The following is a 20,791-nucleotide window of genomic DNA, read 5'->3' on the forward strand; positions in this document are numbered from 1 at the left end:
CAAGACTACCCGAGCGAACGTGATTTGTGCACTGCCACAAAAGCTTTCGCCGGCATCGACGCATGCGGGTGCGCTAGGCGCCCCCGCTTTCATCTGCAACCAATTCGCTCAGTGCGTTGCCGTAGCGGCTCGTTCCACGGGTTGCGCCTGCTTCACGTAGCGCTCCAGCCATGCATTGCTCTCGGCCAGCATCTGCATGATGGATTCGCGCGCACGATAGGCATGCGCCTCGTTCGGCAGCATCACCAGTCGCGCCGTGCCACCGAGCCCCTTAATCGCCGCATAAAGGCGCTCGCTCTGGATCGGGAAGGTGCCCGAGTTGTTGTCCTGTTCGCCGTGGATCATCAGCAACGCATCCTTGATATTGCCGGCGTAATTGAACGGCGACATGGCGAGGTAGACGTCTTGCGCCTGCCAGTAGTTGCGCTCCTCCGACTGGAAGCCGAACGGCGTGAGCGTGCGGTTGTAGGCTCCGCTGCGCGCAATGCCCGCCTTGAACAGGCGCGTATGCGCCAGCAGGTTGGCCGTCATGAATGCACCGTAGGAATGGCCGCCCACGGCAATGTGCTCGCGATCGGCAACACCCCGGCGCACCACTTCGTCCACCGCCGCCTCGGCACTGGCTACCAGCTGCGGAATATAGGTGTCGTTCGGCTCCTTGCTGCCCTCGCCCACGATCGGCACCGCAAAGTTGTCCAGCACCGTATAACCCATCGCAAGAAATGCCTGCGGACCCCAGTAGCCGATGCGGTTGAAGCGATAGGGCGAATCGGTGACCTGGCTGGCCGCGTCCGCCGATTTGAACTCGGCCGGATACGCCCACATCAGCATCGGCCGCGGGCCATCTTTCTTCGGATCGTAGTGGGGCGGCAGGTAAAGCGTGGCGGTGAGCTCCACGCCGTCCTTGCGCTTGTAGCGGATCTGCTCCTTCTTCACGCCCTGCAACTGGGGCAGCGGATGCGAAAAGTGCGTGAGCGCCCGCGCATGCCCGTTCGTTGCCAGGTCGCGCACGTAGTAATTGGTCGGCTCATTGGGTGATTCACGCGATATCAGCGCGCGCTTTCCTGCACCATCGAGCATCACCAGCGCCGCTTCGTAGTACGGCGCCTGCGAGCGAAACAGGCGCGTGCTCTGGCCGTTGCCCAGACTCACCTTGTCCACGAAGGGGCGATCGCCTTCGGGTGAAGCGCCATCGCCGAGGCGGTAGATGCTCTCACCGTCGGCCGCCATCAGTAGCCGCGATTCACCGCGCTCATCAATCATCATCGCCGGCTTGCCGGGATCGCGATAACGATCTTCCGACGAGCCCTCACGCACCAGTGCGGGCACCTGCGAAGGTTCGTCCGGCGCCACACGCCACTCCCTCACCTTGCGCGTCTTCCACCAGAACTCGTCGATCAGCGCGAGCTTGCCGTTACCCCAGTACGCCCCCGCATAACGACTGCCCAGTCGGGCCAGCGTGGTGGCAGGCTGGTCGAACGGGGCCGCTTGCATGAGCACCAGATCACGCACTTCGGCCACTCGTGCCGGATCGCCACGATCCTGCGCTTCGGCCCACACCAAGGTGGCCGGCGTGTCCGCGCGCCAGTCGATGGCGCGCACGCCCGTGGGCACGGCATCATTGCCCGTGGGCAAGCCTTCCACCAAGGGAAGATGAGCTATTTCCTTGACCAGCTTGCCGGCACGATCGAGCACTTCGATGCGACGTGGAAAGTCCTCCACCGGTACCAGATAGGAGAACGGTCGCTCCACGCGTTCGCGCAGCAGATAACGGCCATCCGGCGACGCGCTGATCGACAACGTGAGTGCCGGCTCGCCCAGTGGCGTGACCTTGCCGTCCATATCCACCAGCGCCGACTGCGAGCGCAGGTAGTACTCCAGCAGGCGCGCGTCGTCCTCGTTGCGCAGCATGTCCTGATAGGTACGGATCGATTTCACGCCGTTGCCGGCCTGCGTCTGCTGCGTGTTCGGTCCATCCGGAATCATGCTGGCCACCGGCGCCGCGCCCTGCCCTTCGGGTTGCAGCTGCACCAGCAACTGCGTGCTGTCGGGCATCCAGCGATAGCCTCGGCCTGCTACCGTGTTCAACGGCAGAGTGGTCACGCGGTGCGCGGCATGCGCGGCGACATCCACGACCCACAGCTCATTGCGCCCCTGCTTCGCATCGACCTGGTTGAATGCGAGATAGCGCTGGTCCGGCGACCACGACGAACTGGCGATCGACAGCGGCTGGGGCAGACCCTGCAGGCGGATTTCCCTAGCGGTAGCGACATCGATCAGCCACAGATCGGTTCCGAACGAGAACCGGCTTTGCGAAAACACTCGCGGATGGATGCGCAACCCGGCCAGCTTCAATTCGGGCTGCGCCACCACGTCGATGCCTGGCAACGATGGCGTCTGCGTCAGCGCGAGCAGGTCGCGATGCGGGCTGATGGTGAGCTGGGGCGGCCGGGGCGCATCGACCAGGGCTTGCAAGGGTGCGGGCGGCAAAACGTAGCTGCCGCTGGCCGGCAGGGACGCGGCCGGGGGCGCCGTATCCGCCCATGTCGCCAAAGGCAGCGCGGCAAGCAGGAAACCAACGAGAGCAAGACGCGGAAGTGGGAATGCCATGTCGGGACAAAGCCTCATTCGCAGGAAACTACGACCTTATCCGTCTCGGCGACCATGAGCCAGACCCGCTTCATCCATGGCCACGCGGCTCACGCCCCGACCCAAGGCCAGGTGCCTGAAGCTATACTCGGCAATCCCGTCGAGGGGCGCTGCGACCGAAGACCGGTGCGACCGCACAAACCTGTGCCGTCCCCGAGCCTCGGCCAGGCTCGATGGATTTCTTCTGTAACGGCGCCCGGACCACGATGCGATCTTCTGGTCGCAACACCCGGAGCTACGCCATGAACGCAGTTACCAAAGATTCCGCCCATCAGGACTACAAGGTCCGTGACATCTCCCAGGCCGACCTCGGCCGCCGCCGCATCCGCATGGCGGAAGAGGAAATGCCGGGCCTTATGCAGATCCGCGCCCGCTACGCCAAGGACAAGCCGCTGAAGGGCGTGCGCCTTTCCGGCTCCCTGCACTGCACGAAGGAAACCGCCGTGCTCGCCGAGACCCTGCGCGAGCTCGGTGCCTCAGTGCGCTGGGCCTCGTGCAATATCTTCTCGACGCAGGACGACGTGGCCGCCGCACTGGCCGTCGGCGGCCTGCCGGTGTTCGCCTGGAAGGGCGAGACGCTGGAAGAATATTGGGAGTGCACGCTCGACATGCTGACCCATCCGGGTGAGCTCGGCCCGCAGCTGATCGTGGACGACGGTGGCGACGCCACGCTGTTCATCCACAAGGGCGTGGAGCTGGAAGACGGCAGCGACTGGGTCAACACGCCCAGCGGCAACCACGAAGAGCAGGTCATCAAGGACCTGGTCAAGCGCACCGCCGCCGAGCGTCCGGGCTGGTTCAAGAAGATCGCCGCCGAGTGGAAGGGCGTCTCCGAAGAAACCACCACCGGCGTGCATCGTCTCTATCAGCTCGCCGAAGCCGGCAAGCTGCTGGTGCCGGCGATCAACGTCAACGACTCGGTCACCAAGTCGAAGTTCGACAACCTCTACGGCTGCCGCGAATCGCTGGCCGACGGCATCAAGCGCGCCACCGACCTGATGGTCGCCGGCAAGGTTGCCGTGGTGTGCGGCTACGGTGACGTGGGCAAGGGCTGTGCCCACTCGCTCAAGGGCTTTGGCGCACGCGTGATCGTGACCGAGATCGACCCGATCAATGCCCTGCAGGCCGCGATGGAAGGCTTCCAGGTAACCACCATCGAAGACACGCTGGGCATCGGCGACATCTACGTCACCACCACCGGCAACAAGGACATCATCACGCTGGAGCACATGGCGGCGATGAAGAACAATGCGCTGGTGTGCAACATCGGCCACTTCGACAACGAGATCCAGATGGATCGCTTGAACACCGCCAAGGGCGTGTCGCGCGAAACCATCAAGCCGCAGGTGGATCGCTACACGTTCGAAAAGACCGCCCACAGCATCTACATGCTGGCCGAAGGCCGACTGGTGAATCTGGGCTGCGCCCACGGCCACCCGAGCTTCGTGATGTCCAACAGCTTCTCCAACCAGACGCTGGCCCAGCTCGACCTGTGGGCGAACAAGGACAAGTACGAGAACACGGTCTACCGCCTGCCGAAGAAGCTCGACGAAGAAGTGGCTCGCCTGCACCTGGAGCAGATCGGCGTGAAGCTGACCAAGCTCACTCAGGAACAGGCCGACTACATCGGCGTCCCGGTCGAAGGTCCGTACAAGCCCGAGCACTACCGTTACTGAGCAGCATCGACCTTGAGTCAAACGAAAGGGCCGCCTCAGGGCGGCCCTTTTTTTCTGACGGACCGTGCAGGGCGCGTCCCCATCGACGGCGCCCTGCACGCACCCGCTCCCCTCAACCGGGACCGCAGCCCAGCACGCCAAGCACACCGTGCAACGCCGGCACCTGCATCAACCATGGTGCCGACAGCGTCAACATACCCGCGACGAGAACGAAGAAGGCCGCACCACGTCGTGCACCCGGCTTCTGCAGCCAGCGACCCACGCGTGCGCCGGACCACGTCAGCGGAAACATCATCGGCAACGTACCCAGGCCAAACGCCGCCATGATCAGGCCGCCGTGCCAAGCACTCGCCGAAAGCCACGCCGCCGCCAGCACCGTGGTGCTGAGCCCGCACGGCAACCATCCCCAGAGCGTGCCGACGGCAAGACGACGCGCCGTCGTATTCGCAGGCATCAAGCGCCGTTGCAGCGGCTGCAACCATTGCCAGACACGCGCACCCGGCCGTGCCAGGAACGACAGCCGACCGCGCCGATCCATCATGCGCAGCGCCATCACCACCAGCACCGCACCCACCGCCATGCGCATCCCCGTGGCCAGCGCTCCGAGTTCGAACACACGCAGCACACCATCGCCAATACCACCGACGAATACGCCAGCCAGCACGTAACCGAGCACGCGCCCGAGGTTGATCTGCAGCGCGCTGCTCCAGTGCATCTGCGGCGAGCGCACGGAGAAACCGGTCGCGATGCCGCCGCACATCGCCGCGCAATGCGCACCGCCGAGCAAGCCGGTCAGCAGCACCGCGGACAGCGCGAGGCCATTAATCATGACGCCGCTCCTTGATCGACGACGCTGGCGGCTCCTCATGAAGAATGTCGATCGCCGGCGTATCCATGTCATCGAACTGGCCCTTGCGGACCGCCCACACGAAGGCCCCGACGGCCGCCGCCAACAACATCAGGCTCAGCGGTATGAGCATCAGCAGAATGATCATGCAGCCTCCGCGGCGGAAACACGCAGCAGGCGCAGCGCGTTGAGGGTAACCATCAGGGAAGACAGCGCCATGCCCAACGCCGCCAACGAAGGCGTGACATGGCCAGTGATCGCCAGCGGCAAGGCGAGGAGGTTATAGCCCACCGCCCAACCAAAGTTCTGGCGGATGATCCGCTGCGTGCACCTGGCCAGTCGCACGGATGCGGGAATCCTGCACAGGCTGGGCGCCGTCAGCACCATGTCCGCCGCCCGCTGTGCCAGCGCCGCGCCCTCGCCCATCGCCATCGAAACATCGGCACCGGCAAGCACTGGCGCATCGTTCAGGCCATCGCCCACCATCGCGACGATGCGTCCCTGCGCCTGCAGGCTACGAACCATCGCCAACTTGTCCTCCGACGACTGCCTGGCGTGCGCTTCCCCAATGTCCAACTGCTTCATCAACCGCTCTACGGCGATCTTCGCATCGCCACTGGCCAGGTGAACGCGCAGGCCAAGACGACGCAGTTGCTCAACCGCCCTGCCTGCATCAACCCGCATGCGCTCTTCCAGAACAAATCGCGCAAAAGGCTGCCGGCCATCACCCAGCCACAGATGTCCATCGTCGACCCGACTTGCGGCAAAGGGCGCCTGACCAAGACGCCAGGACACGCCTTCCACATCGCCACTCAGCCCCTCACCTCCATGAAGGCGCACATCGTTCGCAACAAGGCTGCTGTCCACGCCCGCAAACGCCTTCGCGATCGGATGACGGCTGTCGCGCTCCAGGGCAGCGGCGATCCGCAGGGCATCATCGGGCGCCATGCCGCCGAATGTCAGCACGTGGCCCAGCGCGGGTTCCACATGCGTCAGCGTACCTGTCTTGTCGAACACGACATCCGTGGCGCGCGCCAAGGTATCCAGACTCTGCGCGCGCAGCGACAATACGCCCAGCCTTGCCAATGCACCGTGCGTCGCAGCCAGGGCTGCGGGCACCGCCAACGACAGCGCGCACGGGCAGCTCACCACCAGCAGGGACAGCGTGACTTCGAAAGCGCGCGAGGGATCGTACAGGCGCCATCCCACGTAAACGGCCACCGATGCCAGCAACAGCGACGCCACGAACCAGCTTCCGATGCGGTCTGCCGCCCGCGCCAATGGCGGACGGTGCGCCTGCGCCTGCTCCACCAAGCGGGTCAATTGCGAGAGGCGCGTCGAACGGCCGGTCTGGGTTATCTGGACGCGTGCCGACGTCTCCTTGCACACCGTGCCCGCATATACCACCTCGCCGCGGGAGCGCGTCACCGGCCGCGATTCACCCGTCAACAATGCTTCCTCGAAGCTCGCCTGCGAACTGAGTAACTGGCCGTCGGCGGGAACAACCTCGCCCACCGCAATGCAGGCAATGTCGCCCGCCTGCAACGTCGCGATGGGCACCGATTCCCGTACGCCATCCGCACGCTCGCGGACAGCCAATGTCGGGCGCGCACGCGCGAGTGCATCGACCTGCGCCTTCGCGATCCGCCGCGCCCGCTGCTCCAGCATGCGTGCGCACAACAGAAGGAACACGAACATTGCCGCCGCGTCGTACCACACGTGCGCGCCACCCCGGGCGGTCTCCACTGCACTCGCGAGATAGGCCAACACAGTGGAACTGGCAACCAAGGTGTCCATGCCAAGATGCCGTTCGCGCAGCTCGCGCCAACAGCCCGACAGGAAGGGCCAGCCGGCATAGAAGACCACGGGCGTGCACACAAGGAACGTGATCCAGCGGAAGAAGTCCCGCGTGGCCCATGCCATATGGTGGTGAAAGTCCAGATAAAGCGCTTCGGACAGCATCATTGTCTGCATCGCGCCAAGCCCGGCCACGCCCAGGCGCAGCAGCCAGTGCCGCTGCTCTGCAACGCCGGCCCGCTCGCGCGCGGAACCGCTCGCCAGGTAAGGTCGATAGCCCAGCAGGGCGAGCCGATGAAGCACTTCCGACAGGCGCACCAAGGCAGGGTTCCAGCCGATCCGAATGCGGCCCGTCACCGCGTTGGCACCCGAATCGAAAACCCCTGGCATGCGCTGAAGCGCGCGATCGATCAGCCATGCGCAAGCGGCGCAACGCATGCCGTCCGTCAGTACCGTGATTTCGAGTCCGCCGGATACAGCGAATGCGTGATCGCCCAGCAGGTCTTCGCGATCCCAGCTCTCAAAATCAGGAAGCTCGCTATCTACCCGCGCACCGGCCGCACTGCGCAATTGGTAGTAGTCGCCGAGTTCCGAAGCATTGATCCATCGCGCCGCCGCGGCGCACCCATGACAGCAAAACGCTTGCTCGCCGCCATTGGCTACGAACCACACAGGTGTGGCAGGCAGCGTTTCACCGCAGTGGTAGCAGCCCTTCAGTATCGGTCTGCCAGGAACGTCGACAGCACAATCCACGTTTACGGCATCAAGCGGACGGAACGAGCCTGTCGCGTCCAGCGGCCGTGCAGCAGCCACGCCGAATTATCGGGCGACAACTGCACTGTCCAGTCGTGGTCGCCATCCAGCGACCCGACACCTCTCCATCCCAGTTCGCTGGGCGACAGCTGGATGGTCCGTTCGCCGTTAGGAGCGTCCGCGGACGTGAGTTTGAGGATCAGCTTGCCTCCGCGCGGAAAATCGCCATCCACGGGCACGGCCTCGACCATGTCGCCCTTGGTCCGCAATACAAGACCAGCGGTATCGACTTCCGATGCGGGTTCACTCGCCTCGGCCGACACCAGCAGTTTGCCGACCTTGGTGACCCTTCCGACTGTCTCTGAGTCCTCACGTCCAGGGTGCACCGCCGCAAACAGCAACGCAAACCCAATCGCCACGGATGCCATCGGCAATCCCACCAACATCCAAACCACAGGTTCTCGCCAGGCACTACGCGTCTGATTCATGGCAACGGTCCAAAGAAGCTGCTGTCGATGGTGGTGCTGGCATCCACATCGATGCCCCGCACCTTGAATTGCACGCCATGGCGACCCGTGGTTTCCGACGAAGCGCGCACAGTGACCGGCACGGACACCACTTCGCCACTGTCGGCCTGAATCACCCGTGGCCCATCACGCAACGTCACGTCTGGCAGTTCGGAAGAGCCCAGATCAATGGTGAAGTGCCGGGTCTGCTGGTCCTTGTTCACCAGCTTGATCGTGTAGCTGTTCTCGATATGGCCGTCGCTTGACTGGCTGTACATCGCATTGCGGTCGCGCAGCACTTCGGCCAGCACGTGGCCGCGATGCGTAACGCCATACATCCAGCCAATAAGAAACGTCAGGAGTAACCCGCCGTACACCCATACACGGGCGCGGAGCACTCGCGTTGGCTTCCCATCGATCTGATTCTGGGTGGTGTAGCGGATCAATCCACTGGGATAGCCCACCTTGCCCATGACATCGTCGCAGGCGTCTATGCAGGCGCCACAAGCAATGCATTCGTACTGGAGGCCATTGCGGATATCGATGCCAACCGGGCACACCTGTACGCAGATGGTGCAGTCAATGCAGTCACCAAGTTGCTCGAAGGAGAACTTTGGCAGCGCCTCCGCAACGATGCCCGCGCCAGCCAGCGCGATGGTGCCACCGGCGTGTGCGCGGCTGTCCGCCGCCGAAGGATGTTGGCTTGCGCGAAACACGTAGTCGTATGCCGTGATCTTGTCGATCAGGCCGCGCGTACGTTCCAGCACACTCTTGAGACCACGCTTGCGTGGGCCGCGGGGTTCGCCACGCATCGGGTCATAGGCAATGATCAGGGTGTTGCGATCGAACATGGCGCTCTGGAAGCGCGCATAGGGGCACATGTACTTGCATACCTGCTGCCGCAGGAAGCCCGCATTGCCCCAGGTGGCAAAGCCGTAGAACAGGATCCAGAACGCCTCCCATCCTCCCCAGGCGAAGGGTGTGCGCTGGGCCAGGTCAACGATGGGACTGAAGAAGCCCACGAAGGTGAAGCCCGTCCACAGTGAGAACACCGCCCAAAGAGTGTGACGTGCCCCCTTGCGCAATAGCTTCTCTTGATTCCACGGCGCGGCATCGAGCTTCATGCGCTTGTTGCGATCGCCCTCGCACAGGCGCTCGATCCACAGCGATACTTCAGTCCACACGGTCTGCGGACAGGCATATCCACAAAAGAGGCGACCGGCCAGCGCGGTAAAGAAAAACAAAGCCAGCGCGGCGATGATCAGCAAGGTGGACAGGAACAGGAAATCCTGCGGAAGAAACATCCAGCCGAAGACATGGAATTTGCGCGCAGGGAGATCCAGCAGCACGGCCTGCCGTCCGTTCCAGTGCATCCACGGAAACAAGTAAAACATGCCCAGCAACCAGACCACCGCGGCTACGCGCATTCGGTTATACCGGCCAGCTACATCACGCGGATATACCTTCCGTTCGCTGACGTAGTAGGAGCTGTTCTCGTCCTCGACGATATGCAGCGGAATGCGGCGGCTCATGGTTCGCTGCCCTCGCGGAAGCCGCCGTTCACATCACGGCCAAGCAAAATCCAGGTGAACAGGCTGGATGAAGCCGTCGCCAGCCAAAACAGAAAGAAGCCCAGGGAATAACCCAGCTCGCGGCTCAGCCGAATGGAGGGAAACGTGATTTCCCTCAATGCTTCTGGATCAACATAACTGAAGAACATAGTCGTGACCGCGCCAGCCACAAGGAAACTTGGCCAGAGGATGGCGCCGACGCGCTGCGTTGCAGGCGTCGGCGTCGAGCGGGTTTGCTGGGATTTTCGGGGGACCATTATTCGGCGACCACGGCACCCGCAGGCGGCGGATCCTTGTGCGGCGAGAGCGTCCAGACATAGGCGCCCACCAGCCGCGTACGGGTATCGCCAAGCTCGGGCTTCCACGCGGGCATGACACCCTGACGGCCTTCGTTGAGGGTCTTGTGCAAAGAGGCCACGCTGCTTCCGTACAACCAATAGCTGTCGGTCAGGTCAGGCGCGCCTACCACCTGGTTGCCCTTGGCTTGCGGGCCGTGGCACGCGGTACAGATACCGGCGAACAGCTTCTCACCGCGTTCAACGGCATCCTTCGGCTGGCCGGGGCGCGACAGCGACAGCACGTAGGCAATCGTGTCGTCCACAGCCGTGGCGCCACCCTGCTGGGTCAGCGTCGAGGCCCACGCCGGCATGACCGCTTGGCGCCCGTTCTGGATCGTTTCGAGTATCCGGTTGGGCGTGCCGCCCCAATGCCAGATGTCGTCTGTCAGGTCGGGAAAGCCATTCGCGCCGTGGCCAGAAGATCCATGACAAGCCGCGCAACGATTGATGAAGATGGCGCGGCCGATGGCAACGGCAGCAGGCTCCTTCGCAAGTTCGTTAATTGGCTTGCCGGCATAGAGCTTCAGCGTGTCATCCAGCCTAGCGTCTTCGGCAGAGGAGTCCATCGCCCACTCGGACTTCGAACTCCAGTGCCCGTAACCCTTGATGTTGCCCAAGCCGTACCAGACCAGGTAGCCGACTGCGAACACGATGGTGATGTAGAACAGGTTGATCCACCAGCGAGGCAGCGGCTTGTTGTACTCGGTGAGATCGCCATCCCACACATGACCCGTTTCATCGGGCTTGGGATCATTGGGGCTGCGCCGGGTGTTGCCCTTGAGCAGCCATGCACAACCGAACAGGTTGAGCACCGTCAGCGCCAACACATACCACGTCCATGCGGAAGTCATGCCGTCCCCTCCTTTTCATCATCCAGCGGCATGTGGGCAGCCGCATCCAACGCGGGCGTGTGGCTTGGCAGCCATAGCCAGATGCAACCGACGACAAAGAGCAGCAGCAGTACTGCAGTAATCACTCCGGGGAGCATGTCACTCTCCTCCCTCTGCCACCTGCATGTCGGCTTGCGAGACATGCGTACCGAGACTCTTGAGGTAGGCAACCACCGCATCCAGCTCGGTCTTGCCTTCCACTGCAGCGGCTGCGCCTGAGATGTCGGCATCGGTATAGGGATCACCGATGCGCTTGAGTGCACGCATGTGTTGCGTCACCTCGGCACCGTCCAGCGTGGCTTTGGCAAGCCAGGGGTAGGCGGGCATGTTCGACTCGGGCACCACGTCGCGCGGATTATTCAAGTGCGCGCGGTGCCAGTCATCCGAATAGCCTCGCAGGCCTACGCGCGCCAGATCGGGACCGGTGCGTTTGCTACCCCACTGGAACGGGTGGTCGTAGACCGACTCGCCGGCCAGTGAATAGTGACCGTAGCGCTCCGTCTCGAAGCGCAGCGTGCGCACCATTTGCGAATGGCAGTTGTAGCAACCTTCGCGGATGTACACGTCACGCCCCGCCAGCTCGAGCGCGGGATAAGGCTTGATGCCGGGCAACGGCTTGATGGTTTCCGCCTGGAACATCAAGGGCACGATTTCCGCCAGGCCGCCGAAGGACACCGCGACCGCGACGAGGATGGCCATCAGGCCAATGTTCTTTTCGATTTTTGCGTGTGTATGGCTCATGTCTGTTCCCTCAGGCACGCGCATCGGCGGCATCAGGCGGCATGACTGCCTGCGGCGCAGTACTCGCCGAAGCCATACGGAAGGTCTTGAAAACGTTCCAACCCATGACCAGCATGCCGGACAGCACGATCAATCCGCCGGCGAGTCGGAATAGGTAATACGGCTTGGTGGCATTGAGTGCCTCGACGAACGAGTACACCAGCGTGCCGTTCTCTGGATCCGTTGCACGCCACATCAGGCCCTGGGTGACACCTGCGATCCACATGGATGCGATGTATACGACCAGGCCAATGGTATGCATCCAGAAGTGCGTATCGATCAGCTTGATCGAATACATTTTCGGCAGGTTGAGCAGGCGCGGCAGCATCGCGTAGATCGACCCTATCGAGATCATGGCGACCCAGCCGATGGCGCCGGAGTGCACGTGGCCGATGGTCCAGTCGGTGTAGTGACTGAGCGAATTGACCGTCTTGATCGACATCATCGGTCCCTCGAACGTGCTCATCATGTAGAACGAGAGCGAGACGATGAGGAATTTCAGGATCGGATCGGTGCGCAGCTTGTACCAGACGCCGGACAACGTGAGGATGCCGTTGATCGCACCACCCCACGACGGGGCAAGCAGCACGAGCGAGAACACCATGCCGAGCGACTGCGCCCAGTCCGGCAGCGCCGTGTATTGCAGGTGGTGCGGACCGGCCCACATGTAGACGGCGATCAACGCCCAGAAGTGCACTATCGACAGGCGATAGGAATAGATCGGGCGGCCAGCCTGCTTGGGCACGAAGTAATACATCATGCCGAGGAACGCGGTGGTCAGGAAAAAGCCCACGGCGTTGTGCCCGTACCACCACTGCACCATTGCGTCGACCGAGCCGGAATAGACCGAGTACGACTTGAACCACCCGGCCGGAATGGCGAGGTTGTTGACGATGTGCAGCAGTGCGATGGTGATGATGTACGCGCCATAGAACCAGTTGGCCACGTAGATATGCTTGACCTTGCGTTGGGCGATGGTGCCGAAGAACAGCACGCAGTAAGCCACCCAGACGATGGTGATCAGGATGTCGATCGGCCATTCGAGCTCGGCGTATTCCTTGCCCTGGGTGAGCCCCAGCGGCAAGGTGATCGCGGCGGCCACAATGACCAGCTGCCAGCCCCAGAAAACGAAGGATGCCAGCTTGTCCGACAACAACCGCACATGGCAGGTGCGCTGCACTGTGTAGAGGCTGGTGGCAAACAGCGCCGAGCCACCGAACGCGAAAATCACCGCATTGGTGTGCAACGGACGCAGACGACCGTAGCTGAGCCACGGCACCTCGAAACCCAGGCCCGGCCAGTACAGCTGGGCGGCGATGATGACCCCGACCAGCATGCCTACCACGCCCCAAACCACGGTCATGACAGCGAATTGCCGTACGACCTTGTCGTTGTAACTCCCCTCGACGCCCACCATGAGGCCCACTCCTAGGCATGACCAGTAACTGAACGCGGGAAGTCTGGTGGTCAGCCCTTCCACCTCGCTTGATCTGGATCAACTGAGGCGGGGTGCGGTTTGTCGCAGGTCAAATTCAGCAATGGCCTACTTCCGCCCTCGTGGAGGCTAGATATCTCTATATCGCGAAAAAGAGATATATACTTCGGCGACACCCCTGCCGGAACCTTGCGATGCCGCCCATCAGCTTCGAGTTCTTTCCGCCCAAGACCGAAGAGCAGCGTGCCCAGCTCGATCAGGCCGCCACCTTGCTCAAGCAGCACTCGCCGGACTACGTGTCCGTGACGTTTGGTGCAGGCGGCTCGACGTTGAGTTACACCGGCGAAACGGTCGCCCGGCTACATGGCATCCATGGCCTGAGCGTGGCTCCGCATCTTTCCTGCGTCGGCGGTACCCGCGCGGAGTTGGGCGAGCTGCTGGACAGCTACCGGGCGGCAGGCTACCGACGCATCGTGGCGTTGCGTGGGGATCTGCCTTCGGGCATGGCCAGCACGGGTGACTTCCGCTATGCCGCGGAACTCGTCCGCTTCATCCGCGAGCATTCGGGCGACCACTTTCACATTGAAGTGGCGGCTTACCCGGAAATCCATCCCCAGGCAGATGACGCCATGGCGGATCTGCGCCATTTCAAGGCCAAGGTGGACGCCGGGGCTGACGGCGCCATCACGCAGTATTTCTTCAACCCGGACGCCTACTTCAGCTTTGTCGACGACGTGCGCAAGCTTGGCGTCGATGTGCCGATCGTGCCGGGCATCATGCCGATCTCGAATTTCGCGCAGCTCAAGCGGTTTTCCGATATGTGCGGCGCCGAGATTCCCCGCTGGATCACCAAGCGCATGCAGGCCCATGGCGACGACGCCGCGGCGGTGCGTGATCTGGGTGCTGACGTGGTCGCGCAGCTTTGCCGCCGACTACTCGATGGCGGCGCACCGGGCCTGCACTTCTACACGCTCAATCGCGCCAAGGCCACGCGGGCGATTCTGGACCGGCTGCACGGTTGAGCGACGCAGGCGGGCGTAAGCTCGCCCGATGATTCGCCTGGGCATCCTGCTGCTCCTGCTTTTGCCATTGCGCCTGATGGCGCAGGACGGCATTCACCGCTGTGTCGGCCCGGACGGCAATCCGCTGTTTACGGACCAGCCCTGCGCGGCTTTGCAGGCCACGCCTGCAGTCGCGCCCCGCGAACCGGCGGCGCCCGCGGCGGCGCCTTTAGCGAATGCCTCGCCACCGCCGATGCTGTGTGCGGCCACCGTGGCAGAGTTGCGCCAGAGCGTGGTGGACGCCTTCGCCAGCCGCGATCCGAATCGGCTGGCGGGACTGATGCTGTGGAACGGTTACGGACGGGACGCCGTGGTGGCGGATATCCGTTTGCTGGGAGGCTTGATGCAGCATCCGCTGCTGGATGTCGGCCCCGCTACGGAGGACGCCCCATCCAGCCATGGGGAAGACGCCGCGCCAGCGGATTCCTCCCAGGAACCAACCGGCAGCCCGAACACCGACGACCGCGGGCTGGTTGTCCGGACCGCGGCCAGCGACGGCAGCGGAAGTTCCCGCGAAACCCGTTTTGACGTGGTAAGGCGCTCGGGATGCCTATGGCTGAGAGGGCGCGGCTGAGAAGCCACAAGCCGCCTGCGGACCGCCCGGGTTATCATGTGGCGATTTTTTCCCCGGAGCATCGACATGGCGCAGCAGTACCCCGATTGGATCTGGCAGAACGGCGTGATCAAGCCTTGGCAGGAAGCGACCACGCACGTCATGGCCCACGCGCTGCACTACGGGTCGTCGGTGTTCGAGGGTATCCGCAGTTATGCCACGCCGGATGGTGCGGCGATTTTCCGGCTCACGGACCATCTCAAGCGTCTGTACCAGTCTGCCAAGATCTATGACATGACCCTGCCCTACTCGCAGGACGAGTTGGCCGCTGCGTGTCGCGAAGTGGTGCGCAAGAACGGCCTGAGCGCCGCCTATCTGCGCCCGGTGGCCTACCGTGGCTTGGGCGGTTTCGGCCTCTCGGCCGAAACGCCCATCGACGTTGCCGTCGCCTCGTGGGCAATGGGGCCGTATCTCGGTCCCGAGGCGCTGGAAAACGGTATTGATGCGTGCGTGTCGAGCTGGCAGCGCTTTGCGCCGAACACCATCCCCGCGGGCGCGAAGGCTGGCGGCAACTATCTGTCGGGCCAGTTGATCGCACGTGAAGCGCGTCGCCTTGGTTTCGGCGAAGGCATTGCGCTCGCCGCCAGCGGCCTGCTGAGCGAAGGCGCGGGTGAGAACCTGTTCCTGGTGTTCGACGGCGTGCTTCACACCACTCCGGCCAGCGCGTCCATCCTCGCCGGCATTACCCGCGACACACTGAAGACCCTGGCGCGCGAAGACGGCATCGAAGTGGTCGAGCGCGACATCCCGCGCGAGTATCTCTATCTCGCCGACGAACTGCTGATGTGCGGCACGGCTGCGGAAATCACCCCGATCCGTTCGGTCGACGGCAAGCAGATTGGCAGCGGCAGGGCCGGCCGCGTAACCCGTCGCCTGCAGGAACTGTTCTTTGGCCTGTTCAGTGGCAAGACCAACGATCAGTGGGGCTGGCTGGAACCGCTCTAACCGCGTCGCGCTTTTCTGTATCTGTAGTAGCGCACCCAGTGCGCGAAAGCCGTATCGACACCCGGTCGGCTTTGCGCGCACTGGGTGCGCTCCTACAAAGACGCGTTGGTCAGGAGAACACGATGCTGGCGATGGCGCCGTTGGTATCGGTGCGCGGTCGCATCGACACTTCCCAGCCGTAGAGATCGCACAGGCGCCGCACGATAGCCAAGCCCAGGCCGGCGCCGCTGCCACCGGCACCCTCGCCACGCACGCCGCGCTGAAACAGCCGCTCGGCATCTTCGGGCTTGATGCCGGGGCCGGTATCGATCACTTCGATGCGATCGCTGCCGACCTCGACCGTCACCATGCCTTCGAGCGTGTACTTGATCGCGTTGCCGATCAGGTTGGTCAGCGCCACCGCCAGCACGGATGCGGGCGCATTGACGCTTACTGGCTGCTTCACCACCAACTCCACGCTCAGGGGCTTGTCGCGCATCTGCGGACGCTGGCTTTCGATGACGTCCGACGCCACCTTCGCCACCTCGGTGGTTTCGCCTCGCGTCGGACCGCGGCGTTCAGCACGCGAAAGCAGCAACAACGCTTCGATCAGCTCGGTGGCCTGGCGGGATGAGCGCTCGATGCGCTTCAGGCGTTCGCGCAATTTGTCGGTGAGGTCGGGCGAGCCCTGCAACAGCTCCGTGGTGCTGGCGATCACTGCCAGCGGCGTGCGCAGCTCATGGCTCACGTCGGAATTGAATTCGCGATCGCGTTCGACCATCGCCGTTAGACGATGCGAATATTCATCGAGCGCCAGCGCCAGCTCGCCCACTTCGTCATCGGCGAAATGTGGCGCCAGCGGCTCGGCCTTGCCTGTCTTGCGGAAATCGCGCAGGCGCCGCGCCAGTTCGCTGACCGGCTTGAGCACCTTGCGCGAGAGCCACAGGCCCAGCACCAGCGACAGCAGGCCGAACAGAAACACCGCACCGATCACGCTGAACAGCAACTGCTGCTTGCCCAGCTCCTCGCGCGTGACGTCGTAGCGGATGAATCCGATCAGCCCATATTTGCGTCGCACCGCCAATTTGTAATGGTGTGCCTTGCCGTCGGAAGCCTGTTCGTAGATGTCGTGCACGCCGCTGTCGAGGCCCTGCCACGCCAGCGGCATGTTGTAGAGCGTCCGCTCGCTGCGCATCCAGGCTTCGATCAGCGTGGAACCTGCTGGCTTGCTGGGATCGGTGTGAACCTGCTCCACCGCCTGGTCGACGTCCTGCTGAAGCGCGGTCGTCACCAACTGGTCTTCCACGCGGTCGCGGATATTCAGCGCCGCGAACGCAAACAACGCGCTGAGGCCAAAGCCGAACAGCGCGAACGAGACGACCAGGCGAAACCTGAGCTTACGCCTGGACCGCATCCGGTTCGACCATTCGATATCCGATGCCGTGCCGCGTGTGGATCAGCGGCTTGTCGAACGGCTTGTCGATGGCCGCGCGCAAGCCATGGATGTGCACGCGGAGCGAATCGCTGTCGGGCAGTTCCTCGCCCCACACGCGCTGCTCCAGGTCCTGGCGCGTCACCACGGAAGGACTGGCCTCCATCAACGCCTGCAGCAGCTTGAGGCCGATCGGATTGAGCTGGATCGACTTGCCTTCGCGCGTGACGGTGAGCGTGTCCAGGTTGTACGTGAGATCGCCCACCTTGAGCACGCGGCTTTGCGGACCCTTGCCACGACGCGCCAGCACTTCCAGACGGGCCGCCAGCTCCTGCAACGCGAACGGCTTGGTCATGTAGTCATCGGCACCGGATTCGAAGCCGGTGAGCTTCTGCTCCAGCGCATCGCGCGCGGTCAGCATCAGGATCGGCGTCTGCTTGTGGGCCTCATGCCGCAACTTGCGGGCGACATCGAGTCCATCCATGCCAGGAAGGGTGAGATCGAGCACGATGACGTCGAAATCGTGGACCACCGCCAGGTGCAGGCCGGTGACGCCATCGCCGGCGAAGTCCACCACATGGCCGCGGTCTTCCAGATAATCGCCGATGTTGGTCGCGATATCGCTGTTGTCTTCGATTACCAGTACGCGCATGCGTCCTCCATACGCAGCCAGCGTGAGGCCGGCCGAGGGAGCAAGCTTAACAAGCTTGAGCGGGGGAAAGGGGCTTCTGGCAGGCGCCAAGCTGAACAGGCGGAAGCCGGGCAGAAAAAAGCCCAGGCCGGGCGACTTAACGTCGCTTGCCTGGGCTCAAGCTACTGCCCCGATACCGAAATCTGCTGTCACCAGACCTTGCGGTTGAAGTGCCAAGCAAATTGCAGTGGGGACTTTATAGGGTCGTTGCAGTTACAGCGGGGTTAACCGGTGCTCAGCGCCGCGTTAACCCCGCCGAGCGCCGCGATCGGTCAATGACCGCCGTGCGGCTGCGTGACCTGCATGCGGTCCTGCATGTATTTCTGCGACGCCTTCTGGTCCCGCTCGATGTCGCTGTACTTGCGGCACACCGTCTTGGGAATGTTCGATCCGGTGGGCATTTCCTGCTGGCAGACGCGCCGATCACCATCGCGCTTGGTCAGGATCGCATTCACCTCGGTCTGGGCGTTGTAGAGCTTGAGCTTGGAGTCGGCGTCCATCGCACTCACTGTGCCGAACTTGTCGTACAAGCCCTGCATGTCACTGAGGTCCTTGTCGACCGCCGTGTGTTCTTCGTTGCTGACGAACTGAAAGCGACCGCCGGACGCCATCTGCTCACGCACATGGTCGGCAACCGCTGCAAACTGGTCCTTGGTTTCGGCCTTGACGTCAGGCTTCGATTCCGAGGCGTGGACACTCACTTGAGACAAGAGCGCGACAGCGGCCATCAGGGGCAGCCAGAATTGTCGATTCATCCTTCCTCCCTGGCCCGGCACTCCCCCTCGGAGTTCGCCTCGTAGGCCTCATCCGATGGTAATCCCGCGCTGGAAACGGCGTCAAAAGTTCTCTCCACTCCATGCCCGCCGACCTCGGGAACCTTGAGCGAAGGCATCTGCAGCAAGGCTTGAGCGGTCCGTTGCGGTGGCGTCCCATATCACTGGCAGATGCGACGGGTCGGGGCGGGAATGTTCGAACCCGACGGCATCTCGCGCGTTCAGATCTCCCGCTTGCCGGCTCAGCAAGCGAGGATGGCAATGCCCATCATGGGAAAAATGGATGGCAGGCGCAGCGCCGAAGCCTCACACCCCTGCCCGCGTCCCGTTCGTGGTTTCCCTTTCAAGCAATTCGATGATTGCCCCCGCGACATCCACGCCGGTCGTGGCCTCGATGCCTTCCAGTCCGGGCGAGGCGTTCACTTCAAGGATGAGCGGGCCGCGCTTGGAACGCAGCATGTCCACGCCCGCCACGCCCAGGCCCAGCGCGGATGCCGCGCGCACGGCGATGCGGCGTTCTTCGGGACTGAGCAGCGCTACGCTGGCCGAACCGCCGCGATGCAGGTTGGCGCGGAATTCACCGGCACTGGCCTCGCGCTGCATGGCGGCGACCACCTTTTTACCCACCACGAAACACCGCAGATCGGTGCCTTTGGCTTCGCCGATGAATTCCTGCACGAGGAAGTTGGCATAGAGGCCACGGAAAGCCTCGATCACGCTCTGCGATGCGCTGCGCTTTTCGGCAAGCACCACGCCGGTGCCCTGGCTGCCTTCATTGAGCTTGATGACATGCGGCGGCTCACCCAGCATCGCCAGCACGTCGGCGGTATCGTCGGGGTTGTCGCCAAACACGGTCGCCGGCATGTCCAGGCCCTTGGCCGCAAGGATCTGCAGGCTACGCAGCTTGTCGCGCGCCCGCAGCACCGCGTCTGACGTATTGGGCGTATACACGCCCATCATCTCCAGTTGCCGGAGCACAGCCGTTCCATAGAACGTGCTGGTCACGCCGATGCGCGGAATCACGGCATCGATGCCACGCAACGCTTTGCCTTTGTAGCGAATGGACATGTCGCCCGGTGCGATGCGTACGTAGCAACGCAACGGATCGAGCACGCGCACGACATGCCCGCGCTCACGGGCGACGTCGACGAGGCGCTGTGTCGAATACAGACGGGTGTTGCGAGAGAGTATGGCTATCTTCATGAAACACCCAGGGCCCCGGCCACGGCGGGCCGCGGCTGTGTGTACGAACGAGCGGGATCGACCGCGAAACGCCCTTGCAGCGCGGTTCGGCCCAGCAGCATGGGAAACAGCATATGGCGACGGTCGGTCAGATTGATGTCGACGGCGAAGCGTTCCCCCGCCAGCAGCACGTCGGTCCGGATGAACCAGCGCAACGTGCGCCGGCCGCCGGTGTCGGTGACAGCGCGGCGATCCAGCGCCAGCGTTTCGCATGTGATGGACGCGCGATGGCGGCCACCGATGTTCACCGCGAAACGAAGCCAGGTTTCGCCGTTGCGCTCGAAACTCTCCAGCGCATCCACGTGAAGCGAACTGCTGCGCGCCCCCGTATCAAGCTTGGCTTTGAGCGTGACGATGCCAATCGTCGGCAACGCCAAACGCTCCCGCCAGCCGAGGGTGATCACATCCGCCATTATCAGCGCACGCCGCAGGAGAGTTGTGGAAGGGACTCGGTGGGGTCGAGTTGGAGCGGGTGAAGGGAATCGAACCCTCGTCAGTAGCTTGGGAAGCTACAGCTCTACCATTGAGCTACACCCGCAACGCCGGGCGATGGTAACCCGGGACTACCGGCATTTGGAACCGGCCGTCCGGCCCAACACCGGATGAACCGGACATGGCGGCCCGCTGAATCATTTTCGTCCGCCGGCCCGGCAGGTCCTTGCTTGCGCTGGACCGACGGTCCGCATAATGCAGCCGTCATCGTCCGGTGAAGCCCATGCGTTTTTGCGGACGACCCAACCCTGTCTGCGCGACGACTCGCGCGCGCTCTTGCGGAGAACTCGATGCGTTCGCTCCCTGCTTTCCTGACATCGC

Annotated in this window: 20 protein-coding genes, 1 tRNA gene and 1 riboswitch; of the genes, 4 read left to right on the forward strand and 17 right to left on the reverse strand. The window is 63.3% G+C overall.

The features are described from left to right. Window positions 1-108 precede the first annotated feature (108 nt). Window positions 109-2,610 carry a S9 family peptidase gene (locus VFG49_RS10290; RefSeq protein WP_324860117.1) on the reverse strand — a complete coding sequence of 834 codons (2,502 nt, stop codon included), beginning with the start codon at window positions 2,608-2,610 and terminating at the stop codon, window positions 109-111. Between the two features lie 135 nt (window positions 2,611-2,745). Then, window positions 2,746-2,854: riboswitch (S-adenosyl-L-homocysteine riboswitch) on the forward strand. A 37-nt stretch (window positions 2,855-2,891) separates the two neighbouring features. On the opposite strand from VFG49_RS10290, the gene ahcY reads away from it, so the two are divergent. Continuing rightward, window positions 2,892-4,325, forward strand: coding sequence for an adenosylhomocysteinase (gene ahcY / locus VFG49_RS10295; RefSeq protein WP_324860119.1), 1,434 nt, complete (start codon window positions 2,892-2,894; stop codon window positions 4,323-4,325). A gap of 112 nt (window positions 4,326-4,437) precedes the next feature. On the opposite strand, the gene VFG49_RS10300 is transcribed toward ahcY, so the two are convergent. The 10 genes from VFG49_RS10300 to ccoN form a co-directional block, all read right to left on the reverse strand. Next, on the reverse strand, window positions 4,438-5,154 hold the full coding sequence (locus tag VFG49_RS10300; RefSeq protein ID WP_324860122.1) for a sulfite exporter TauE/SafE family protein: 717 nt from the start codon (window positions 5,152-5,154) through the stop codon (window positions 4,438-4,440). After that, window positions 5,147-5,320, reverse strand: a complete 174-nt coding sequence (gene ccoS, locus VFG49_RS10305; protein ID WP_324860124.1) for a cbb3-type cytochrome oxidase assembly protein CcoS — start codon at window positions 5,318-5,320, stop codon at window positions 5,147-5,149. The genes VFG49_RS10300 and ccoS overlap by 8 nt, the downstream gene beginning before the upstream one ends. Next, complete coding sequence (locus VFG49_RS10310; protein WP_414649099.1) at window positions 5,317-7,782, reverse strand: heavy metal translocating P-type ATPase; 2,466 nt, start codon at window positions 7,780-7,782, stop codon at window positions 5,317-5,319. Before VFG49_RS10310 ends, ccoS begins: the two co-directional genes overlap by 4 nt. Next, window positions 7,725-8,210, reverse strand: coding sequence for a hypothetical protein (locus tag VFG49_RS10315; RefSeq protein ID WP_324860126.1), 486 nt, complete (start codon window positions 8,208-8,210; stop codon window positions 7,725-7,727). The genes VFG49_RS10310 and VFG49_RS10315 overlap by 58 nt, the downstream gene beginning before the upstream one ends. Beyond that, on the reverse strand, window positions 8,207-9,760 hold the full coding sequence (locus tag VFG49_RS10320) for a 4Fe-4S dicluster domain-containing protein (RefSeq protein ID WP_324860127.1): 1,554 nt from the start codon (window positions 9,758-9,760) through the stop codon (window positions 8,207-8,209). The genes VFG49_RS10315 and VFG49_RS10320 overlap by 4 nt, the downstream gene beginning before the upstream one ends. Further along, on the reverse strand, window positions 9,757-9,948 hold the full coding sequence (locus VFG49_RS19240) for a hypothetical protein (protein ID WP_414649100.1): 192 nt from the start codon (window positions 9,946-9,948) through the stop codon (window positions 9,757-9,759). The genes VFG49_RS10320 and VFG49_RS19240 overlap by 4 nt, the downstream gene beginning before the upstream one ends. A gap of 107 nt (window positions 9,949-10,055) precedes the next feature. Then, window positions 10,056-10,988, reverse strand: a complete 933-nt coding sequence (gene ccoP, locus VFG49_RS10330; protein ID WP_324860129.1) for a cytochrome-c oxidase, cbb3-type subunit III — start codon at window positions 10,986-10,988, stop codon at window positions 10,056-10,058. Next, complete coding sequence (locus VFG49_RS10335; RefSeq protein WP_324860130.1) at window positions 10,985-11,125, reverse strand: cbb3-type cytochrome c oxidase subunit 3; 141 nt, start codon at window positions 11,123-11,125, stop codon at window positions 10,985-10,987. Before VFG49_RS10335 ends, ccoP begins: the two co-directional genes overlap by 4 nt. A gap of 1 nt (window position 11,126) precedes the next feature. Next, window positions 11,127-11,768 (reverse strand): cytochrome-c oxidase, cbb3-type subunit II, encoded by a 642-nt coding sequence (gene ccoO, locus VFG49_RS10340; protein WP_324860132.1) that lies wholly within the window; start codon window positions 11,766-11,768, stop codon window positions 11,127-11,129. A gap of 10 nt (window positions 11,769-11,778) precedes the next feature. Continuing rightward, on the reverse strand, window positions 11,779-13,224 hold the full coding sequence (gene ccoN, locus VFG49_RS10345; protein WP_324860134.1) for a cytochrome-c oxidase, cbb3-type subunit I: 1,446 nt from the start codon (window positions 13,222-13,224) through the stop codon (window positions 11,779-11,781). Between the two features lie 212 nt (window positions 13,225-13,436). On the opposite strand from ccoN, the gene metF reads away from it, so the two are divergent. The 3 genes from metF to VFG49_RS10360 all read left to right on the forward strand — a co-directional run bounded on the left by metF (window position 13,437) and on the right by VFG49_RS10360 (window position 15,861). Further along, entirely contained in the window at window positions 13,437-14,264 is an 828-nt protein-coding gene (metF, locus tag VFG49_RS10350; protein WP_324860136.1) for a methylenetetrahydrofolate reductase [NAD(P)H], read from the forward strand. A 28-nt stretch (window positions 14,265-14,292) separates the two neighbouring features. Beyond that, window positions 14,293-14,877, forward strand: coding sequence for a DUF4124 domain-containing protein (locus tag VFG49_RS10355; RefSeq protein WP_324860138.1), 585 nt, complete (start codon window positions 14,293-14,295; stop codon window positions 14,875-14,877). 66 nt (window positions 14,878-14,943) lie between these two features. Further along, entirely contained in the window at window positions 14,944-15,861 is a 918-nt protein-coding gene (locus VFG49_RS10360; protein ID WP_324860140.1) for a branched-chain amino acid transaminase, read from the forward strand. Between the two features lie 109 nt (window positions 15,862-15,970). Here the strand turns inward: VFG49_RS10360 and VFG49_RS10365 are convergent, their stop codons facing one another. From VFG49_RS10365 to VFG49_RS10390, 6 genes are all read right to left on the reverse strand, one after another. Continuing rightward, entirely contained in the window at window positions 15,971-17,254 is a 1,284-nt protein-coding gene (locus VFG49_RS10365) for a HAMP domain-containing sensor histidine kinase (protein WP_324860143.1), read from the reverse strand. After that, window positions 17,238-17,924, reverse strand: a complete 687-nt coding sequence (locus VFG49_RS10370) for a response regulator transcription factor (protein ID WP_046972192.1) — start codon at window positions 17,922-17,924, stop codon at window positions 17,238-17,240. Before VFG49_RS10370 ends, VFG49_RS10365 begins: the two co-directional genes overlap by 17 nt. Before the next feature lie 311 nt (window positions 17,925-18,235). Continuing rightward, entirely contained in the window at window positions 18,236-18,718 is a 483-nt protein-coding gene (locus VFG49_RS10375; protein WP_324860146.1) for a hypothetical protein, read from the reverse strand. A 324-nt stretch (window positions 18,719-19,042) separates the two neighbouring features. Beyond that, entirely contained in the window at window positions 19,043-19,939 is an 897-nt protein-coding gene (gene rimK / locus VFG49_RS10380; RefSeq protein WP_324860148.1) for a 30S ribosomal protein S6--L-glutamate ligase, read from the reverse strand. Beyond that, window positions 19,936-20,391, reverse strand: coding sequence for an ATP-dependent zinc protease (locus VFG49_RS10385; RefSeq protein ID WP_324860150.1), 456 nt, complete (start codon window positions 20,389-20,391; stop codon window positions 19,936-19,938). The genes rimK and VFG49_RS10385 overlap by 4 nt, the downstream gene beginning before the upstream one ends. Window positions 20,392-20,442: 51 nt before the next feature. Next, window positions 20,443-20,516: transfer RNA gene (locus VFG49_RS10390), tRNA-Gly, on the reverse strand. Between the last annotated feature and the right edge of the window lie 275 nt (window positions 20,517-20,791).

The sequence above is a fragment of the Dyella sp. genome, from assembly GCF_035685885.1.
GTDB lineage: Bacteria > Pseudomonadota > Gammaproteobacteria > Xanthomonadales > Rhodanobacteraceae > Dyella.